18 protein-coding genes and 1 pseudogene are annotated in these 20192 nt (G+C 43.5%); 6 read left to right on the top strand and 13 right to left on the bottom strand.

Annotated elements, in window-relative coordinates; genetic code table 11:
• Positions 1-6: 6 nt before the first annotated feature.
• From ABC357_RS04825 to mce, 3 genes are all read right to left on the bottom strand, one after another.
• Positions 7-1125 (bottom strand): M20/M25/M40 family metallo-hydrolase, encoded by a 1119-nt coding sequence (locus tag ABC357_RS04825; RefSeq protein WP_412886409.1) that lies wholly within the window; start codon positions 1123-1125, stop codon positions 7-9.
• A 247-nt stretch (positions 1126-1372) separates the two neighbouring features.
• Complete coding sequence (locus ABC357_RS04820; protein WP_412886408.1) at positions 1373-2923, bottom strand: acyl-CoA carboxylase subunit beta; 1551 nt, start codon at positions 2921-2923, stop codon at positions 1373-1375.
• Positions 2920-3342 (bottom strand): methylmalonyl-CoA epimerase, encoded by a 423-nt coding sequence (gene mce / locus ABC357_RS04815; RefSeq protein WP_412886407.1) that lies wholly within the window; start codon positions 3340-3342, stop codon positions 2920-2922. Before mce ends, ABC357_RS04820 begins: the two co-directional genes overlap by 4 nt.
• A 277-nt stretch (positions 3343-3619) precedes the next feature.
• On the opposite strand from mce, the gene prli42 reads away from it, so the two are divergent.
• Positions 3620-3712: a stressosome-associated protein Prli42 gene (prli42, locus tag ABC357_RS04810; RefSeq protein ID WP_412886406.1), complete on the top strand. Its 93-nt coding sequence runs from the start codon at positions 3620-3622 to the stop codon at positions 3710-3712.
• Positions 3713-3753: 41 nt separating this feature from the next.
• Here the strand turns inward: prli42 and ABC357_RS04805 are convergent, their stop codons facing one another.
• Together ABC357_RS04805 and ABC357_RS04800 are read right to left on the bottom strand one after the other, a co-directional pair.
• Positions 3754-4272, bottom strand: a complete 519-nt coding sequence (locus tag ABC357_RS04805; protein WP_412886405.1) for a L,D-transpeptidase — start codon at positions 4270-4272, stop codon at positions 3754-3756.
• A gap of 28 nt (positions 4273-4300) precedes the next feature.
• A complete protein-coding gene (locus ABC357_RS04800) occupies positions 4301-5287 on the bottom strand; it encodes an aromatic acid exporter family protein (RefSeq protein WP_412886404.1) in 987 nt (328 codons plus the stop codon).
• Between the two features lie 598 nt (positions 5288-5885).
• Here ABC357_RS04800 and ABC357_RS04795 point away from each other — a divergent pair.
• From ABC357_RS04795 to ABC357_RS04785, 3 genes are all read left to right on the top strand, one after another.
• A complete protein-coding gene (locus ABC357_RS04795) occupies positions 5886-6491 on the top strand; it encodes a hydrolase (protein ID WP_412886403.1) in 606 nt (201 codons plus the stop codon).
• Positions 6492-6515: 24 nt separating this feature from the next.
• Positions 6516-6866, top strand: coding sequence for a hypothetical protein (locus tag ABC357_RS04790; RefSeq protein ID WP_412886402.1), 351 nt, complete (start codon positions 6516-6518; stop codon positions 6864-6866).
• A gap of 67 nt (positions 6867-6933) precedes the next feature.
• Positions 6934-7344 carry a hypothetical protein gene (locus tag ABC357_RS04785; RefSeq protein ID WP_412886401.1) on the top strand — a complete coding sequence of 137 codons (411 nt, stop codon included), beginning with the start codon at positions 6934-6936 and terminating at the stop codon, positions 7342-7344.
• Positions 7345-7397: 53 nt separating this feature from the next.
• Here ABC357_RS04785 and ABC357_RS04780 read toward each other — a convergent pair whose 3' ends face one another.
• From ABC357_RS04780 to ABC357_RS04765, 4 genes are all read right to left on the bottom strand, one after another.
• Positions 7398-7835 carry a BrxA/BrxB family bacilliredoxin gene (locus tag ABC357_RS04780; protein WP_412886400.1) on the bottom strand — a complete coding sequence of 146 codons (438 nt, stop codon included), beginning with the start codon at positions 7833-7835 and terminating at the stop codon, positions 7398-7400.
• A gap of 192 nt (positions 7836-8027) precedes the next feature.
• Complete coding sequence (gene meaB / locus ABC357_RS04775) at positions 8028-9059, bottom strand: methylmalonyl Co-A mutase-associated GTPase MeaB (protein WP_412886399.1); 1032 nt, start codon at positions 9057-9059, stop codon at positions 8028-8030.
• Positions 9059-11224, bottom strand: a complete 2166-nt coding sequence (scpA, locus tag ABC357_RS04770; protein ID WP_412886398.1) for a methylmalonyl-CoA mutase — start codon at positions 11222-11224, stop codon at positions 9059-9061. The genes meaB and scpA overlap by 1 nt, the downstream gene beginning before the upstream one ends.
• 1 nt (position 11225) lies before the next feature.
• On the bottom strand, positions 11226-13088 hold the full coding sequence (locus ABC357_RS04765; RefSeq protein WP_412886397.1) for a methylmalonyl-CoA mutase family protein: 1863 nt from the start codon (positions 13086-13088) through the stop codon (positions 11226-11228).
• Between the two features lie 633 nt (positions 13089-13721).
• On the opposite strand from ABC357_RS04765, the pseudogene ABC357_RS04760 reads away from it, so the two are divergent.
• Together ABC357_RS04760 and ABC357_RS04755 are read left to right on the top strand one after the other, a co-directional pair.
• Positions 13722-14501: pseudogene (locus tag ABC357_RS04760) on the top strand (IS1/IS1595 family N-terminal zinc-binding domain-containing protein).
• A 49-nt stretch (positions 14502-14550) separates the two neighbouring features.
• A complete protein-coding gene (locus ABC357_RS04755) occupies positions 14551-15189 on the top strand; it encodes a DUF3885 domain-containing protein (protein WP_412886396.1) in 639 nt (212 codons plus the stop codon).
• A gap of 136 nt (positions 15190-15325) precedes the next feature.
• Here the strand turns inward: ABC357_RS04755 and ABC357_RS04750 are convergent, their stop codons facing one another.
• The 4 genes from ABC357_RS04750 to lpdA form a co-directional block, all read right to left on the bottom strand.
• Positions 15326-16624, bottom strand: a complete 1299-nt coding sequence (locus ABC357_RS04750; protein ID WP_412886395.1) for a dihydrolipoamide acetyltransferase family protein — start codon at positions 16622-16624, stop codon at positions 15326-15328.
• A 28-nt stretch (positions 16625-16652) separates the two neighbouring features.
• Positions 16653-17636, bottom strand: a complete 984-nt coding sequence (locus ABC357_RS04745) for an alpha-ketoacid dehydrogenase subunit beta (protein ID WP_412886394.1) — start codon at positions 17634-17636, stop codon at positions 16653-16655.
• Positions 17637-17648: 12 nt separating this feature from the next.
• A complete protein-coding gene (locus tag ABC357_RS04740; RefSeq protein WP_412888578.1) occupies positions 17649-18644 on the bottom strand; it encodes a thiamine pyrophosphate-dependent dehydrogenase E1 component subunit alpha in 996 nt (331 codons plus the stop codon).
• Between the two features lie 103 nt (positions 18645-18747).
• Entirely contained in the window at positions 18748-20172 is a 1425-nt protein-coding gene (lpdA, locus tag ABC357_RS04735; protein ID WP_412886393.1) for a dihydrolipoyl dehydrogenase, read from the bottom strand.
• Between the last annotated feature and the right edge of the window lie 20 nt (positions 20173-20192).

The raw sequence follows: 20192 nt of genomic DNA, 5'->3' as shown, positions 1-20192 counted from the left end.
TACAAATTATTCAGCAACGATTGAAACAATTGCTACAACCATTTCAGCCACTTTTTCCAATTCTTCAATTGGCATTCTTTCTTTCGTTGTATGGATATCTTCATATCCAACAGCCAAGTTGACTGTAGGAATGCCAAAGCCAGCAATTACGTTGGCGTCGCTTCCGCCGCCGCTTTGCTGCAAGGAAGAAGGACGGTTGATCTTAGCTGCCGCTTTTTTGGCAACCTCAACCACATGGTCCCCATCTCCATATTTAAAGCCGGGATACATAACTTCAACTTCCACAATTGCTTCTCCGCCCATTTCTTTGGCAGTAGATTCAAAGGCTTCTTTCATTTTGCTTACTTGCGCTTCCATCTTTTCACTGATCAACGAACGTGCTTCAGCCAAAATTTCAACATGGTCGCATACGATATTTGTTTGTTTTCCGCCTTCGAAACGGCCGATATTAGCAGTTGTTTCTTCATCAATGCGGCCAAGCGGCATTTTGGCAATCGCTTTAGCTGCAATTGTAATAGCACTTACACCCTTTTCAGGTGCAACACCGGCATGCGCTGTCTTCCCTTTAATAATGGCGTTCACTTTAGCTTGCGTAGGTGCGGCTACAACAATTTCCCCTACTTTGCCGTCGCTGTCCAAAGCATAGCCAAATTTGGCTGTAATGCGTGAAGAATCAAGTACCTTGGCACCAACCAAACCTGACTCCTCACCCACTGTAATAATGAATTCGATTTTGCCATGAGGGATATTTTGTTCTTTCAAGACGCGGATTGCTTCAAACATAGATGCTAATCCTGTTTTGTCGTCTGCTCCAAGAATGGTAGTGCCGTCTGAAACGACATACCCATCTTTAATAGAGGGCTTTACACCGTTCGCAGGGACTACTGTATCCATATGGGAAGTAAAGTAGATGGTATCTACTCCTTCTTTTGTAGCCGGCAGCGTACAAATCAGGTTGCCCGCTCCGAATCCTGTCTTGGCTGCAGCATCATCTTCATACACTTCTACGCCAAGAGAAGAAAATTTCTCTTTCAATACTTTAGAGATTTCTGTTTCATGTTTTGTTTCAGAATCGATTTGCACTAATTCCAAAAATTCATCAAGCAATCTTTGTTTATTAATCATTGATTTTCCCTCCATGTATGTACTCTTTCATAGTATACCCACTCCATTTGCAAAGTGGCAAATCCATTTTTTATTGTACTCCTTTTTCTGAAAAAAAGGGGTCTTCACACTATTTACCCTAACTGGACCAAAAAGATTCCACACGCATTTAAGGCAGCCTTTAAACGTACTGGATATCTTATTTACATTGTAGCACTCACAGAGACAGCCGTAAAAAGCCAGGTTCCTATTGGAGCCTGGCTAACCATTATAATGGGATGTTTCCATGCTTGCGGTACGGTCTCGATTCCTGCTTGTTCCGGAGCATTTCCAGCGCCTGGACAATTTTAATCCGAGTTTCCCGGGGGTCAATGACATCGTCAACCATCCCCTGGCTTGCTGCCACATAAGGATTGGCAAACTTTTCACGGTATTCCTCAATTTTTTTCTGGCGCGTCCCTTCAGGGTTTTCACTATTCTGAATTTCGCGGGCGAATATGATATTAGCTGCACCTTCAGGGCCCATAACGGCTATTTCTGCATTCGGCCAAGAATAAACGATATCGGCACCGATTGATTTACTGTTCAATGCCACATAAGCACCGCCGTAGGCTTTGCGCAATATGACCGTCAATTTAGGGACGGTTGCCTCTGAATATGCGAACAGAATTTTTGCTCCATGGCGGATGATGCCTCCATGTTCTTGTTTAATGCCCGGGAAGAAACCTGTTACATCTTCAAATGTCACAATGGGAATTTGGAAGGAATCGCAAAAGCGGATAAATCGGGCAGCCTTGTCGGATGAATCGATGTCCAATCCGCCGGCAAGGACCTTAGGCTGGTTGCAGACAAGCCCGACCACTTCCCCTTTTATGCGTGCCAGCCCGATCACAATATTCCGGGCAAAATCCTTTTGGATTTCCATAAAGCTGTTTTCATCGACTACTTCTTCGATGACCCCTCTGACATCGTATGGGCGGACACTGTCCACAGGGACTGCATCTGTCAGTCCAGGACGATAATCATCTTCCGGGGAATACTCTTCTACTGGAGGTTTTTCCCGATTGTTCTGCGGCAAATAACTGAGCAGTTCCCGTACTTGCCGGAGTACTTCTTCTTCAGATTCCGCTTTGAAATGGGCATTGCCGCTGATACTATTATGTACTTTTGCCCCGCCCAAATTCTCCGCACTAATCTTTTCTCCAGTAACCGTTTCAATAACCTTTGGGCCTGTTATGAACATTTGGCTCGTTTTTTCCACCATGAACACAAAATCGGTGATGGCCGGCGAGTAGACAGCTCCTCCTGCACACGGCCCCATAATGACTGAAATTTGCGGGATCACTCCTGAATAAATGCTGTTCCGGTAAAAGATATGGCCATACCCATCCAGAGAAACGACCCCTTCCTGGATCCGTGCCCCGCCTGAATCATTCAATCCTACAAACGGCGCCCCATTCTTGGCGGCAAGATCCATCACGTTTGCGATTTTTTTGGCATGCATTTCTCCTAATGCCCCACCGAAGACAGTGAAGTCCTGTGAAAACAAATAAATGTCTCTGCCATTCACTTTACCATAGCCAGTTACAACACCATCCCCCGGCCCATCGACTTCATCAAGGCCAAAATCATTGCAGCGATGAGCGATGAAAGGGCTGAGCTCTACAAAAGAACCCGGATCAACCAGTAACTCAATTCGCTCTCTTGCCGTAAGTTTTCCTTTTTCATGCTGTTTATCGATTTTACTATCTCCGCCGCCAAGTTCCACTTCTCTCCGTTTATCATACAATTCGTTAATTCGATCATAAATATCGATCATTCTCCTTTATCCCCCTTTTGTACCTGTTCGCATAATTCATACAGAACTCCCCCGGCTGCTTTAGGATGGAGAAAGGCCACTTGTGCCCCATGGGCCCCTGTACGCGATTGGCCATCAATCATTCGGATGCCATTCGATTTCAGTTCATCGATGCGCGATTGGATGCTTTCCACACCCAAAGCGATATGATGGATGCCTTCTCCGCGTTTTTTGATAAAGGCAGCGACAGTGCTTTGCTCCGATAGTGGTTCAAGCAATTCCAGCCTTGTATTCCCGGCATTCAAAAAGCAGACTTTTACGCCCTGGCTTTCTACTTCTTCCATCCCTTCAACTATCAATCCAAGTGTATCTCTATAGAAATTGAGCGCCTGCTCAATCGAAGAGACTGCGATGCCGATATGATCGACCTCTTTGATCATTTTGGACTCCCCCATCCCTATATGTATGGCATATAAAACGGCAATATATTCATAAAATTCCTTCTTTAACTTATATTGTAAACGAAATCTATGATGAATAAAAGAATTGTACACGCTTTCATCACCAGTATACTTGAAAAGCATTCTTTTATTCTACCTATAGCCTTCCAGCTTACTATCGTTCTTTTAAGCCTATCCGGGAATGACAGTCTTGTCATTCCACTCTCATGCATGTAAAATGTAACTAATCAAATCTCTTGATAAAGGAAGATTCGAAATGGGTAAAAAAGCGCAAAAGATTGCTGTATATGTAATGATCGTTATTATGCTAATGTCAACCCTGCTTACTGGCGTGGCATTTCTATTTTAAAAAATGTAAACAGGCCCTGATCAGCTTCAGGGCCTGTTTTCTTATAGCATTGCTCCGTATTCCTTCGCCAGCTTTGCAAAGCTTTTACTGGACATGGTAACGAGTATTTTACTGTCCAAAGGGATCAACTCATATAATGTTTCGACATCTTTATTATGCATGCGTATGCAGCCATTTGAAATGTACCTGCCGATCGACCAAGGCGCATTGGTTCCGTGGACTCCGTATGTCCGCCCATCCGTCCCTTTTGCATCAAAGCCGATCCAGCGTGTTCCTAAAGGGTTTCTCGGATCCCCGCCTGGTATATCTTTCTTTCGGTAATATGGATTTTTCGCCTTCACCACGAACGTGAACAGGCCTTCCGGTGTCAATTCATTGCTTTTGCCTGTGCCTACGTTATACATGCCTACCATTTTCCCATCCTTGAAATAAGCTAGCTTATTATTGGCCTTATTGACAATAACCAATGAAGGTTCCTTCAAAGGTGCCGCTTTTCCGGCTCCTGGGAGCATGGGACCAAGCAAACACAGCACTATACAGATCAACCCTATTTTTTTCATCAGCTTCACCCTATACTTTTTTCTTAGTTTAGGTTGCAGCTTCCTTTTTCATACGCCCCTTTTGCCGTGAAAAACCTTTATAGATACTTTTCAGGATCAGGTATTTTTCCATCTCTTTGATCAATCCGATCAGCGAGGATTGAATATCAAACTCTTCCCTGCTGGCAGGAAGATCCATTTTTTGGACATGCGACATTAATTCATCCAATTTCTTTAGATAAATATGCGAAGTATTATATGGGTGCACATGGTCTGCCAATTCTTCCAAAAACTCAGCAAGGACATGGCAATAATCAAGATCCTTTGGAAGCATTGCAGCTAATGGCAACATCCGTTCTACAATTTCAAACTGTTTTTCCCGCATAATGAAATATTGATAATAAAGGTCTTCCTTATTTGTCACATGATTCTCGACATCACGGAATGCCAATATTTTTGCCTCTGCAATCGTATCGCTGGCCCTCATCAGTTCTTCGCCATTCCAATCACTGTGGTTCGTCCGCAAATAAAGCGCCATTTTTTTAAATATAACAGAAAAATCGCTTTCCAATTGCTGGCGGGCCTTCTTCAGCTTTCCATCAACACTCGGCATATACAGATTCATCAGAAGAGCCACTGTAATCCCAATAACCAAAAGGCCAACTTCATTCAATAATAGCCCTGCTGTCACATGGCCAGCCGAATAAATATGAAGGATAATGACACTGCTGGTAACGACACCTTCCTGTACTTTCAAAGCTACGACAGTCGGAATGAAGACCAATAACATCAGGCCGATGACAGCCGGATTGAATGCAATCCCTTCAAAAAACAGGGCACTGTACAACATGGCGATCAAACAAGCAAGCAAACGGCTGAACGCCGCTTTCAACGATTTCTTTTTTGTTACCTGTATACAAAGAATCGTGATGATGCCTGCTGAAGGAAAACTGTTCAATTGGAATAATTGCGCCAAGGAAATGGCAATCGTTACACCGATAGCTGTCTTTATCGTCCGATAACCAATCTTAAACATATGTTTGTAAACCTACTCTCTACTTTAGCCATTTTTTCGACATTCCCTATAGAATCATTAACAGTATCGCATGTAGGCATGCTGTTTTCAAGATATCACCGGCAAGAGAAAAGCTACATCCGGAATGGATAGGGCCATTTTTTGAGCTATGATACAAACCCAGGGATGCTCCTTACTCTATTATAGGGTTACACTTCCCATTAAATCCGAAGGAGAAATGTGCTTCTTCCCCTTTTTCAGCAGGAAGGAATGCTCCCCCCTTGATAAACCCGACTTTCCAATACGTAAAGAAATGAAGAGTTTCTGCATCAAAAATAGGAAACACTTCCCCTTTAAAATAGAATGGAGGGCTTTGGTTGCGGACCTTTCAAATGCGAAAGTAAAAACAGGAAACATAACCCATAAATTGGATTTTTGTGTATAATTAATCTTCTAAGAGAAATGTAAAATGATGCCATTTACCAATAAAAAAACGAACCGGCAATGAATTCACCTACTGCTCCTTCCGCCAACACCCCTAAAGAAATATATTCTTTTAGAATCAACATTTATTAAAAAGCTGGATTAGCTTCTAAAAAGAGAGAATAGGAGGATTTGAATGGGATCACGTGTCATGCATTATATCATTGCAAAGAAGCTGGCTTCCTTGCTCCCCCTTTCAGACAAGTCAGCTTTCTGTATTGGTGGAGTTGCCGTTGATGCAGGGCAGCCAAAAGATAAAGCCCATTATTATAGGGGGGCATACGAAGATTATACAAGGATCATCGATTATGAAGGGTTCATTAAAAAGAAGCTATGCAATCAGCATAAAGATTATTTTCTCGGCTATTATGCGCATCTTATAGCAGATGACCTCTGGCTGAACGGTTTTTATATGCCTTGGCTGCGAAACCGTATCAACGATGATCCTTCAATGGCCAGCCTGTACCACCAAGATTTTGTCACCTTAAACCCCCTATTAGTAAAGCATTATGGGCTTTCAGCGGACGATATTTGTGACCGGATGGAAGAAATGACGCTACCTGATCTTCCTTTTGTGCCTGGCACAACTGCCAAACAGTTTATGAAAGAAATAAAGAAAGATATGGAAATACTGGAGCACCAAGGCGTAAATTCTTTGAATGTTTTTACCTTCGGGCAAATCATCGGTTATATCGAGACATCCATTGACAAAGCCCATGGGCTCATTAAGCCCTATTTATAAGAAAAGCGGAAAGGGGCAAGTTAGATGAAATCTTATATTATTGCTGGTTCTATTGTGTCATTGGCCCTCTGTTTATTGATGGGATGCTGGATGATCAGCCATGCCATTATTGAATATGCAGAGGTTCATGCCAAGGCAATAGCAAATGAACGCCCAAAAACAAAAGTCACTTCATTAATGACAGAAAAAGAAGCCGCTTCCTACCTAGGCATTTCCGAAACGGAGTTAAAATTGCTTGGACCAAACCGAAATTCCACCGGTTCAAGCGAAAGCTATTTGCCCTATCTGCAGATAGGCAATAAAATCTACTATTCGCTGCCGGCTTTGAACGAATGGCTGTTAAAAGACAGCAGCCTGACCATATTTGGAGAGTAACCCATTTTAGCTTTTCATCAGCAATCATCATGGAATAAAGAAGATTCTACAAAAAGGGGAACGAAACGTGAGGAAATGGATGATTACACTTTCTACTATGCTTATTGCCAGTTTAATGACAGGATGTGCAGCAAGCAACGATAGCTATGTGACGATTCAAAAAAAGGGGAAATCCGGTTATACATTCTTCGCCTATAAGAATAGGATTGACGCCGAAGACGCTTCATCCATGACGAAAGTCTTAGCAAAAGGCGAGTGGACTGCACAAAATAAGTGGATCTCCAAAAGCAGGGCTAAAACCCCCGATTATAGATTTTATTTCAATAACCGCCCTTCAGGCAAATCAATGGTCATGTATCATATATGGGCCAGCGATTATCGCCTAATAATAAAAAAAGATGGCCAATCTCTTTATCACCCATTGAATAAAGAGGATTCTGAACAGTTACGCTCCTTCCTTGCTAGCTTTGAAAAATAGGATTCCATAAAAAAGCACCCTGCCTCAACAGACGGGATGCTTTTTTTTATTTCTTATACTTCTTCGCAATATTGATCGAAATGCTGCTGTAGTTTATTCACAACAGAAACAGGATCGTGGCCCTCAATTTCATGGCGTTCCACCATTGTACAAACTTTTCCATCCTTTAAAAGGGCAAATGATGGAGAAGATGGAGGATATTCTCCGAAATAGCTTCTTGCTTTCTCTGTCGCTTCTTTATCCTGTCCTGCAAAAACAGTTACTAATTGATCCGGTTTACGGTCATAGTGTACCGCATAGGCTGCCGCTGGACGGGCAATTCCGCCGGCACAACCGCATACGGAATTGACCATTACAAGTGTTGTACCTTTTTGGGACAGTGCTTCCTCAACTGATTCCGGAGTCGTTAACTCTGTATATCCAGCCGCTTTGATTTCATCACGGGCTTGTTTGACAACATCATTCATGAAAAAATTGAAATTCATACTCATGTTCATCTCTCCTACTTATGTGGCATTTCATTTATCATATCAAAAGGAAATGGGATTGTTCAACTGTTTAGGATGTTTATTATTCACTGATTTGGGAAATATACCGTTACACCTTAGATCTCCCGATACTCCCATTCATGGGCTGCATGGAATACATCACTTCCATGCAGCCCAGTCTTTTGTAATAACCTCTCATCTGGAACCATCCAATTGCTTCTTAAAAGCCTCCAATGCCTCCTGTACAGCAAGACTGACCGTTTTTTCTCCTTGCATGACCATTTTTTCCAATACTGGCAAGACTTCTTTCATATGGGGTTCATAATAAAACCATCTATTAAGCTGGTACGTTAAAGATTGCCTCATCCACTCCCTGACCTGCTCTCTTCTCCTGTCCAGAAGACTTCCCGAATCCGAGCCAATCTCAAAGAAACGGAGAATCATTTTCCACACCTCGTCCATTCCAGTGCCAGTATGCGATGAACATGTATGGGCTTTTGTTTTCCAGCCCTTTGTTGCAGGCTGCAAGAAGCGCAAGATCCTATTATATTCAATTTTTGCACCATTTGCTTGCTGTTCATTCGATCCGTCCGCTTTGTGGACAACGATAGCGTCTGTCAATTCCATAATTCCTTTTTTCATCCCTTGCAGTTCATCCCCGGCACCGGTTATGACCAAGAGCATAAAGAAATCACACATACCGCGGACGACTGCTTCACTTTGTCCAACCCCGACTGTCTCTATAAAAAGAATATCGTAGCCTGCCGCTTCACATAATATAAGGCTTTCCCTTGTCTTCCGATGCACTCCTCCCAATATTCCTTCCGACGGCGAAGGGCGGATGAACGCCTGCTCGTGACCGGACAAGCGTTCCATCCTTGTTTTATCTCCTAAAATACTCCCCCCGTTGATTGAAGAAGATGGATCAATTGCCAGCACCGCTAAACGGTGTCCGTGATCGCAAAGTTCTGTTCCCAATCGTTCAATGAATGTACTTTTACCTGCTCCTGGTACACCGGAAATGCCAATTCTTTTTGCGTTTCCGCTATATGGAAGGCATTTTTGCAAAAGAGCTTGAGCCGGCTCAAAATCTCCCGCTGCATTGCTTTCAATTAATGTAATCGCTTGTGCCAGGCTTGCCCGGTTTCCCGATCGTATTCCAGAGAATAGTCCCTCAATATCAGTGTTTTTTTCCCTTTTTCGGATATACCGCGGACGATCAGCCATCACGCTTCCTCATATCCCAATGATTTATAGATTTCTGCTAGGATTGTCTTGGCTGCAGCCGGTATTACAGTACCCGGTCCAAATATGGCGGCTGCGCCATGAGAACGGAGGAATTCGTAATCCTGCTGGGGCACCACTCCTCCAACGATGACTATGATATCTCCCCGTCCAAGCTTTTTCAATTCCGACACTAATTGCGGCAATAGCGTTTTATGGCCTCCTGCAAGCGAACTCATGCCAACAACATGGACGTCATTCTCGACCGCTTGCCTTGCCGTTTCTTCAGGCGTCTGGAATAAAGGGCCGATATCGACGTCAAAACCGAGGTCCGCATAGGCCGTGGACACTACTTTCACACCCCGGTCATGGCCGTCCTGGCCCATTTTTGCCATCAATATACGCGGCCTTCTTCCTTCCTGCTCCAGAAAATCAGCGTTCATCTGAATGACTTCGGCAATCTCTTCCTGCTCATTGTATGCGGAACTGTAAACGCCTGAAATTGATTGGATGGCGGCTGTATGGCGGCCAGAAACAGCTTCGATGGCTGATGATATTTCTCCGAGCGTCGCTCTTTCTCTTGCCGCATCAACGGCAAGCTGAAGCAGATTTCCTTCTCCGCTGGCCGCTGCTTCTGTCAAATGCGCTAATGCTTTATTCACAGCTTCCTCATTGCGGCTTTTCTTTAAAGCAGCCAATTTAACCAGTTGGTTTTCCCTTACGGCACTATTATCAACTTCAAGGATATCCAACGGCTCTTCTTCCTCAAGCCGATACCTATTCACACCTACAATGGTTTCTGCTTTTGAATCGATTTTTGCCTGGCGCTTTGCCGCTGCTTCTTCAATCCTCATTTTTGGGATGCCTGTTTCAATCGCTTTTGCCATCCCTCCCAATGATTCAATCTCTTCAATATGCTTCCATGCTTTCTCCATCAATTCATTCGTCAGGCTCTCGACATAATAGGATCCTCCCCATGGATCGATCACATTCGTTATGCCAGTCTCCTCCTGTAGATAAAGCTGGGTATTGCGGGCGATGCGCGCCGAAAAATCAGTCGGAAGGGCAATCGCTTCATCCAATGCATTCGTATGGAGCGATTGTGTATGCCCCATTGCAGCTGCATGCGCCTCAATAAGCGTTCTGGTCACATTATTGAATGGGTCTTGCTCCGACAAGCTCCAGCCAGATGTTTGCGAATGCGTCCGAAGCATAGCCGATTTTTCATTTGATGGCTCGAATTGCTGCATCAGCTTGGCCCACATCAATCGAGCCGCCCTCATTTTGGCAACCTCCATAAAATAGTTCATGCCAATCGCCCAGAAAAATGATAAACGTGGCGCAAAGGAATCAATCGCAATGCCTGCTTTCAAGCCCGTCCGCACATACTCCAGCCCATCCGCCAATGTGTACGCCAGTTCAATATCAGCAGGTGCCCCTGCTTCCTGCATATGATACCCGGATATGGAAATACTATTGAATTTCGGCATATGCTTAGATGTATAGCTGAAAATATCGGCAATAATCCTCATGCTCATATCAGGTGGGTAAATATAAGTGTTGCGAACCATATATTCTTTCAGAATATCATTCTGGATAGTCCCAGCCAGCTTCTCCTGGCTGACACCCTGTTCTTCCGCAGTCACAATGTAAAAGGCCATAATGGGCAGAACAGCCCCATTCATCGTCATGCTTACACTCATGACATCAAGCGGGATATGATCGAATAATTGTTTCATATCAACCACTGAATCGATGGCTACCCCCGCCTTCCCGACATCTCCTACCACACGCGGGTGGTCTGAATCATAGCCGCGGTGTGTCGCCAGATCGAAGGCCACAGACAAACCCTTTTGGCCCATAGCAAGATTGCGCCGGTAAAAAGCATTGGATTCTTCAGCCGTTGAAAACCCAGCATATTGGCGTACTGTCCAAGGGCGGTTTACATACATGGTCGGATAGGGCCCTCTTGTAAACGGTGCCAATCCGGGGACGTGCCCCAATTGCTCGCTTCCTTCAATATTTTCATAGCGATATAGATTTTTTATCGCAATCTCTTCATTACTTTCGAACGTCTTTTCTGGCATATCTATATTCAGCCGCTGTTCGTCCTTCGTGCCACTATCCAATTCAGACAGTTTATTTGAAAATCGATGTCTTTCAGTCATTTTACTCCACCCCCATATCATTCAGCAGCTTTGAAGTAAAAGCGCGTATATTATCGCCTTTGGCAATGGAACCTTGTAAACCAGCTTGCTTCAATTGGCGCATCGCATCCTCGCCCATATTGCCGGCCAGATACAAATGGACTTTCGGCAGTCGTTCAGCTAAATCTTCCACCAATGCTTTAGCCTCTATTTCGTACTGGTCATTCGTGCCGCAAAGAATACAGTTGGATAACTGTGATTTCTCCAGTACCTCCACTAAGCTTTCTACATTGCTATATTCCATGACAATGCCCTCAATGCCTGCAGTCGCCAACGTTTCCTTACTGAAATCAGCTCGTGCCTTATATGATTTCAGTGTACCAAGGCATATTAGACCTACTTGGGGAAGCGAACCCATCCGTTCTTTATATCTCGAAGATCTTACCCGAATCCCCTCGAATGTCTGCGCTAGCCTTTTGCTTTCAAGAGGCATGATTGACTCAGCAGCAGCCTTTACATATGTATCACTATCAGGCATAGCGATCTGCTTTTCATCAATATCAGCATAAGCATTGATCCCGATTAGACGGTCGATGCCGTGCTCCAAATGATGAACCCTGTTATCCCATGTACGATTGATCTGGCCCTGAAGCCACCCTGTTTTAAGCGTCTCTATTAATCCGCCTCGCTCTTCAATTTCAACAAAAAGCTCCCATGCTTTCTCCGCCAAATCTGACGTAAGCTGCTCTATATAATAAGAACCGCCCCCCGGGTCAATAACCTTATCGATAGACGTTTCCTCCTTCAGCAACAGATGGATATTGCGGGCCAATCTTTCCGAAAATGCCGTATTCTTGTCTCCAGCTGCTTGATTGTAACGTCCCACCTCTAGTGATTGGGCTCCTCCAAGCACTGCTGCCAACGCTTGATTGGCATTTCTCAATATATTGACATAAGGATCGTAAACAGCCGAAGTAAACAACGACGTTTCACAGTGTATATTCATCTTAAACAACTCAGGATCTTCCTCCAAATCCTTCCCTAGGCAAGCCCACAAACGGCGAGCAGCCCGTAATTTAGCAATATTGGTGAAGAAAATAGAATCAATCGAAAATGTAAACAAAGAATGTTTTGCAATAAAACCCGCATCCAATCCATTCTGTTTAGCTAGATGGATATATTCTGAAGCCGCTGCCAACCCAACTGCTAATTCCTGCACAGCATGGCCGCCGGCATTATGGACAATACTTGTATCGATCAGAACAGTCCTCATATTAGGCAACGTGATGGCCGCTTCTCTTAAAGACTTGAACCAATTGGCGAAGGCACCTTTTTCAGGCAAGGGCTTTCCAGCAGAAGCAGCCGTTAAAATAGGGTCTGAAGCCATAGATCCACTTATTTGTATGCCCTCAATAGATGATAACCATTGCAAACCGCTAAAAATCTCCGCAGCATCCTCTATCTTTGTCAAAAAGAAATCATAATCTTTGTTTTGGGCAAAATGAAAGAGTTCCTCTTTTTCAGCTACCGTAAGAATGTTGAATTGTTCAGCAGTCAGCACAATGGTCTTCTGACCGCGGCTGCTTGCCTCCTTTAAAGAATCCTTAATGGCAGCCCATGTATCACCTTTTAAAGGCTGTATCATTTTCCACGGTTGTTCATTATATTCCTTATCGGCAATACCGCGCGTGTAGGGTTGTAGCCCGGGTCTTTCGTTCTTCACACACGCATGCCCCGAATAAAAAGGCTGTAGTGTAATGCCTTCATACGTGGGTGTATAAAGATTTTCCAACGTCTTTCCCTTCAGACTCAGAGCAGCTTTCTGCTCCCAATCCTGCTTAGTCGCTTTTGAAAATAATATTTCCTTGGTCTGTAGTACGTTCATACGTTAACGCTTCATCCGCCTTCAAGATAACGCTTACATTATCCTAGAAACGAAAGAAGCCCCCACCTCCCTATGTGGACTGCTAATCTCGAAGTCTGAACAACAGATGCGATATACTAATACTACCATTCTAGTATAGAGCTGGAAAAAAGAAAAGTGGAGAACGATGGATCAGCCCCGACATGCTTAAGATGAGTGAAGGGCTATGGATGTTTTTCAATGGGTAAAAAGAGAAAATCTTAATTTAGTGTACTCATCCACACATGTATATAGGATTTACAGCCATTATTACCATTCTTTTTACGTTTGAGCTTACATATGGACTTTTTTTAAAAAGGATGATTTCTATTTACAGTTGATGGTCGGCTTATCCTATGATAGCGGAAGGCGCGAGACTCCTGCTGGACCAGTGGGACAGGCGCAGGCGCCGAGGAGCGATTATCGCGAACTAAAGCACGTTACCTTGAACAGACCTTATTTTCGGGTGGCAATACAATAGTATAAGAAAATGAAATCTTCTAAGCTTTTTTTGATCCCCTGGCCAAGGCTCTGTTAAAGATAAATATTGATATTTGAAACCTAATCGAATTCTTTGTATAATCTGCACAAGAACAGATGTTCACGAGGTGAAAATTGAGCAAAGCGTTCAGTAATCTGTTAAAACATAGCGGAAATTTGTCACATACAGAAAAAGAGAGAGTGTTTCAATGGATAAAAAGTTATGTTGAACCTACTTCCTCTGTCGGTAGTCGTTTAATCAACGAAATGCGAGAAACTCGTTTCAAAGAAGGATTTGAATGCCCTCATTGTACATCTGACCACGTTGTAAGGTTTGGAAAGTATAATGGTCGTCAACGCTATCGTTGCAATTGTTGTACTAAGACATTTACTGATACAACAAATACTGTTCTTTATCGTACTCGAAAAGGCGATGAATGGATTATATTTGTCGATTGTATGTTCAAAGGCTATTCTTTACGAAAATCTGCTGAAATCGTAGGGTTACTTGGGTCACGCTTGTATGGGTCGTGTTATTAAAACCAAAGTGGAAAGCATGATTGGCTCTAAATTAACACCTGATAATGTACTTGTTATAGATGCTCGGAGAGCCTATAAAACGTATGCAAAAGAAAAAGGAATAGAGCATTATCGTATTAAATCAAATGATGGTAAGCACGTTATAAAGGGTTTGTATCACATTCAGAATGTAAATGGTCTTCATTCACGAATGAAACCCGATTTAAGGGTGTAGCTACAAAGTATCTCGACAATTATCTTGCCTGGTTCTTGTTTGTAGATAGTCGCAGTAATGAAAGCACTAAACACTACATTAAAGAGTTCTTGCTTACATCTTTTATATTTGAAATGACCGATACTTATGATAGTTTGCGTTTGTCAACATTTAATGTTTAGTCCTTAGTCTTTAGTATGATATAAAGATTTATTTTTATGAGGTGTTAGAATGAATTTAACTGAATTTATGCACAAAACATATCCCAATTTAGAGCTTAGACCCCCTTTGTTTTACAATTGGGACATTAGGATACGTTTTGAACTTGGAGTAGAGTGGAAAAGAGAATATGATTATCCTAATAACCCATATGTATTGGGCTGTTATAAAAGGGCGATTACTTTATTTGAAGCTTTGCATTCTCCTGCGGATGATATCTTTGTAGTGATGGATGTAAATGATTTTAATAAAGGGAAAAGCATTAAACGTGAATTAAAGAACTTTTCACCTTATGTTGAGAAATCGTTATTGTATAGACTAAAGCACCAATCAATGCCTTATATTTCCCCAGAAGATGATGAAGAAGAAACATATAGAACACATAGATTTATTTTGAAGTGTAAAGCCAATGAATTTAGATTCAAACCTTTGTTAAAAGCATTATGCAATCAGGATTTAGGAATAAGACCACGTATCTATCATCGGGTTTATTTCATAAATATTAACAAAAAAACTATCTTTCACGTTTACGATGACAGGGGTTGTGATATCTTGGCGACTTCACCTGAAACAATAAGATATATATATGAAACTTATAATGATTGGATTTTGGATTATGACAAATTTGAAATTAACAAGGTATTTAATTGAGTTTGAAGAAAGGGAAATGCCATTTTTGGCATTTCCCTTTAATATAAATAAAATATACATTAAATTTTAACAGAGCCTATATAAAAAATAAAAATGGCTCTATCCCCCTAAACTAGGAATAGAGCCATTTTTCAAATTAGTAAATAGGCGTATTGTCTTTAGTTGTATTCTCGATAATTTCTTTCACACGCGCCAAGAATCGGCCGCAGACTAAGCCATCCAGCACACGGTGATCAAGTGATAGGCAGAGGTTGACCATATCCCGTACAGCGATCATGCCATCAATGATGACAGGGCGCTTCACAATTGCTTCCACCTGTAGGATTGCTGCTTGAGGATGATTGATGATGCCCATGCTTTGGACGGAACCAAATGAACCAGTATTGTTCACGGTGAATGTACCGCCTTGCATATCATCCTGCTTCAATTGGCCGCTTCGTACTTTGCCGGCAAGCTCTGTGATTTCCCGTGCAATTCCCTTTACAGACTTTTCATCAGCATGTTTAATGACAGGGACAAACAATGAATCTTCCGTTGCAACAGCGATATTCAAATTGATATCGTGCTTTTGGATGATTTTGTCGCCAGCCCACATGGCATTCATTTGCGGGAATTCCTTCAAAGCTTGAGCCACTGCTTTTACGAAGAACGCAAAGTAAGTCAGATTATACCCTTCTTTTTGTTTAAACGCCGATTTTTCCGCATCACGGTAGTTGACCAAATTTGTAGCATCCACTTCCACCATCATCCATGCATGGGGAGCTTCTTGCTTGCTGCGCAACATATTGTTTGCGATTGCTTTCCGTACCGGCGTTACTGGAATTTCTACATCCCCCGCAGAAGCAACTGGCTGAACACTTGGCTGAGCTGGTTTTGCTGCTGCTTCTTTAGTCGTTGAACCTGTTGCTGCAACAGGAGTTGACTCAGTTTGCTGCGCTGGTTCCGCTTGAACAGCAGCCGATTGGCCCTTTTCAACCAATGAAAGGATATCTTTACGGGTGATTCGTCCACCAGCCCCTGTACCTGCAATAGTGGTTAAGTCAATATTATGCTGTTGGGATAAGCGAAGGACTGCCGGTGAATAACGGCCCGCATTTTCTCCTTTTCCAGATGCAGCAGCCGTATTTCCTGCCGTTGCTGGCTTGGATTCGGCTGCTTCTTGAATCGGAGCTGAAGCAGCATTTCCGGTTGTAGTTTCCGTTTCGATCGTACAAATCGGCTCGCCAACTGCCAATGTTTGATCTTCTTCAGCCTGTAATTCTTTGATGATACCTGTAAAGGAAGAAGGCACCTCGGCATTCACTTTGTCTGTCATGACTTCGGCAATCGGGTCATATTTATTGACTTTATCTCCGGGAGCCACCAACCATTTACTGATGGTCCCTTCCGTTACACTTTCGCCCAATTGGGGCATCTTCATCGTTTCAATTGCCACAGTTTAAACCCCCTTAACTACATTCAGATTAATACTCAGCTAATTCTCTCATTGCTTTTTCCACTTTATCGCTGTTTACAAGGAAGAATTTTTCCATGGTCGGCGCATAAGGCATCGCCGGAACATCAGGGCCGGCCAAGCGTTGGATTGGCGCATCCAGGTCAAACAGGCAATTTTCGGCGATAATGGCAGCCACTTCGCTTATTACGCTGCCTTCCTTGTTAGCTTCCGTAATCAATAGGACCTTGCCAGTCTTGGAAGCCGCTTCAATGATTGCTTCTTTATCAAGCGGATATACAGTTCTCAAGTCAAGGATATGTGCAGAGATGCCGTCGCTGGCCAATTTTTCTGCTGCCTGAAGGGCGTGGTGTACACATAATCCATATGTAATGACTGTAATATCATCCCCTTCACGTTTTACGTCGGCCTTGCCTATAGGAAGTACATAGTCGTCTTCCGGCACCTCGCCCTTGATTAAACGGTAAGCGCGTTTATGTTCAAAGAACAGGACCGGATCAGGGTCGCGCACAGCTGCTTTCAAGAGCCCTTTCACATCATAAGGGGTAGAAGGCATCACTATCTTCAATCCTGGTGTATTAGCAAACATCGCTTCGACCGATTGTGAATGGTACAGCGCCCCGTGGACACCTCCGCCATATGGTGCTCGGATAACCATTGGACAAGTCCAATCGTTATTTGAACGGTATCGTATTTTTGCAGCCTCAGAGACGATTTGGTTTACGGCAGGCATAATGAAATCCGCAAATTGCATTTCGGCAATCGGCCGCATGCCATACATGGCAGCCCCGATCCCTACACCGGCAATAGCCGATTCTGCAAGGGGCGTATCCAATACACGCGCTTCTCCAAATTGTTCATATAAACCATGGGTCGCTTTGAATACCCCGCCTTTTTTACCTACATCTTCCCCTAATACAAATACACGTTCATCACGTTCCATTTCTTCTCTGATTGCCATTGTAACAGCATCTATATATGAAATTACAGCCATCGTTTTCCCTCCTTACTCTTCACCATATACATATTTCATTGCGCTTTCAGGTTCTGCGTAGGCTGCATTCTCAGCATAATCCGTAGCTTCATTTACAATCTGCATAATACGGTCATTCATCGCTTTCTCCTGTGCGTCATCCAGTATTCCGAAGTGCTTCAAATACTCAGCAAATGTAACGATTGAATCCTTCGATTTGGCTTCCGTCACTTCATCCTGTGCACGATAAACCCTGTCGTCGTCATCACTTGAATGGGCAGTGAACCGATAGGAAACTGTTTCTACCAAGGTTGGCCCTTCGCCTCTTCTGGCACGGTCGACCGCTTCCTTCACAACTTTATAGACTTCAAGAGGATCATTTCCATCCACAGTGATGCCAGGCATGCCATAGCCGATGCCGCGGTCTGAAACGTTTGCACATCCAAGTTGTTTTTCAATCGGGACTGAGATGGCATATTTATTATTCTCACACATGAAGATAACAGGCAGCTTATGCACACCCGCAAAGTTCGCCCCTTCATGGAAATCCCCCTGATTGCTTGAACCTTCTCCGAACGTAACAAATGTCACTAGGTCTTTTCCTTCCATCTTTCCGGCAAGTGCTAATCCTACCGCATGAGGGACCTGAGTCGTTACCGGCGATGATCCAGTTACAATACGATTTTTCTTTTGTCCGAAGTGGCCGGGCATTTGGCGGCCGCCGGAATTTGGATCTTCAGCCTTGGCAAATCCTGAAAGCATTAAATCGCGTGCAGTCATGCCGAATGTTAGGACAACACCTACGTCTCGGTAATAAGGCAGCGCATAGTCCTTTTCAGGATCAAGCGCAAATGCTGCGCCTACCTGTGCTGCTTCCTGCCCCTGGCACGAAATGACAAAAGGGATTTTCCCCGAACGGTTCAACAGCCACATACGTTCATCGATGCGGCGTGAAAGCAGCATTGTTTCAAACATGTTTAACAGTTTTTCATTTGAAAGACCAAGGTCTTTATGTCGATTTTCCAATATCGTTTCCTCCTCTTATAGGAAAATGGTAGATAGCAGATTTACAGGTCCAGGCCTCTATTCAGCCATTATGAAAAAGGCCCTTATTGTATTCTTCCGCCTTTTTTTATGAATGGATAGCCATTCCCTCAACCGCTAAAGCAACCTCGCCCATCGCTTCAGATAAAGATGGATGTGGATGGATTGTATGGGAGATTTCCCAAGGTGTAGCGTCGAGAACCTTCGCCAATCCAGCTTCGGAAATCATATCAGTCACATGCGGACCGATCATGTGCACCCCAAGCAGGTCTTCCGTTTCTGCATCTGCAATCATTTTGATGAAACCATCGCTTTCACCCAATACCAAGGCCTTCCCTACTCCTTTGAAAGGGAACTTCCCTATTTTCACAGAGTATCCTTTTTCTTTGGCCTGTTGTTCAGTCAATCCAACACTAGCAACCTCTGGATGGGAATAGACACATTTAGGCACCTGCAATGCATCCAATCGATGCGGATTCTCTCCTGCTATATGTTCGACTGCAGTGATTCCCTCATGGGATGCCATATGCGCCAGCTGCAAGCCTCCGATCACATCACCGATTGCATAAATATGTGATTCCTTCGTTTGATAATAGTCATTTGTTACAATGAACCCATTCTCAGTTTGAATCTCCGTATTTACAAGGCCGATGCCTTCAATATTCGCTTGTCTTCCAACACTGACCAGCATCTTATCAGCAGTGAAGGTTTGGATTTCCCCCTTCACTTCAGCCTGGACCGTTACGCCGGAGTCCCCTCGTTCTACAGTATCAGGGAGTACCTTGGCATTCGTTACCACTTTTATTTTTTTCTTTTTGAGCAGCCTTTGCATTTCCTTACTGATATCGTGGTCTTCTGTTGGCAAGATTGCAGAAGCATATTCGATAACAGTGACTTCCACGCCGAAATCATTGAGCATGGAGGCCCATTCAATGCCGATTACCCCGCCGCCGACAATCATCATGCTTTTCGGCAATTCTTCAAGCGAGAGCGCTTCATCTGAGGAAAGGACATATGTACCGTCAATATCCAGGCCAGGCAATGAACGCGGTCTTGAGCCAGTAGCAATAATGACATTTTTCGGAATCAGCATTTCATTTTCGGAGCCATCATTCATTTCAACCGAAATCGTTCCCGGCATCGGAGAAAAAATGGAAGGGCCCAAGATGCGTCCAATTCCATCATAAACATCAATCTTGCCCTTTTTCATCAGGTGTTGAATCCCATTAAACAGAGTTGTGACGATGCCTTCTTTACGTTCCTGGACTTTGGAGAAATCAAGTGAAGGGTCACCGGAGATAATTCCATAGTCGAAGCTATTTTTCGTTTGTTGATACACCTCCGCACTTCTTAGTAAAGCTTTTGAAGGGATGCATCCTTTATGTAAACATGTTCCGCCCAGCTTTTGCTTTTCGACTACAGCAGTCTTTAAACCTAGCTGTGAAGCACGGATTGCCGCTACATATCCACCGGGACCGCCGCCGACAACCACAACATCATATTCCTTTGCCATCCTATTTCCTCCTTCGGGTT

Origin of the sequence: Bacillus kalamii, assembly GCF_047238185.1 — a bacterium.
Lineage (GTDB): Bacteria > Bacillota > Bacilli > Bacillales > DSM-1321 > Bacillus_AD.
The sequence above is the reverse complement of the archived record's forward strand: the minus strand, read 5'-3'. Positions and strand labels throughout refer to the sequence as shown.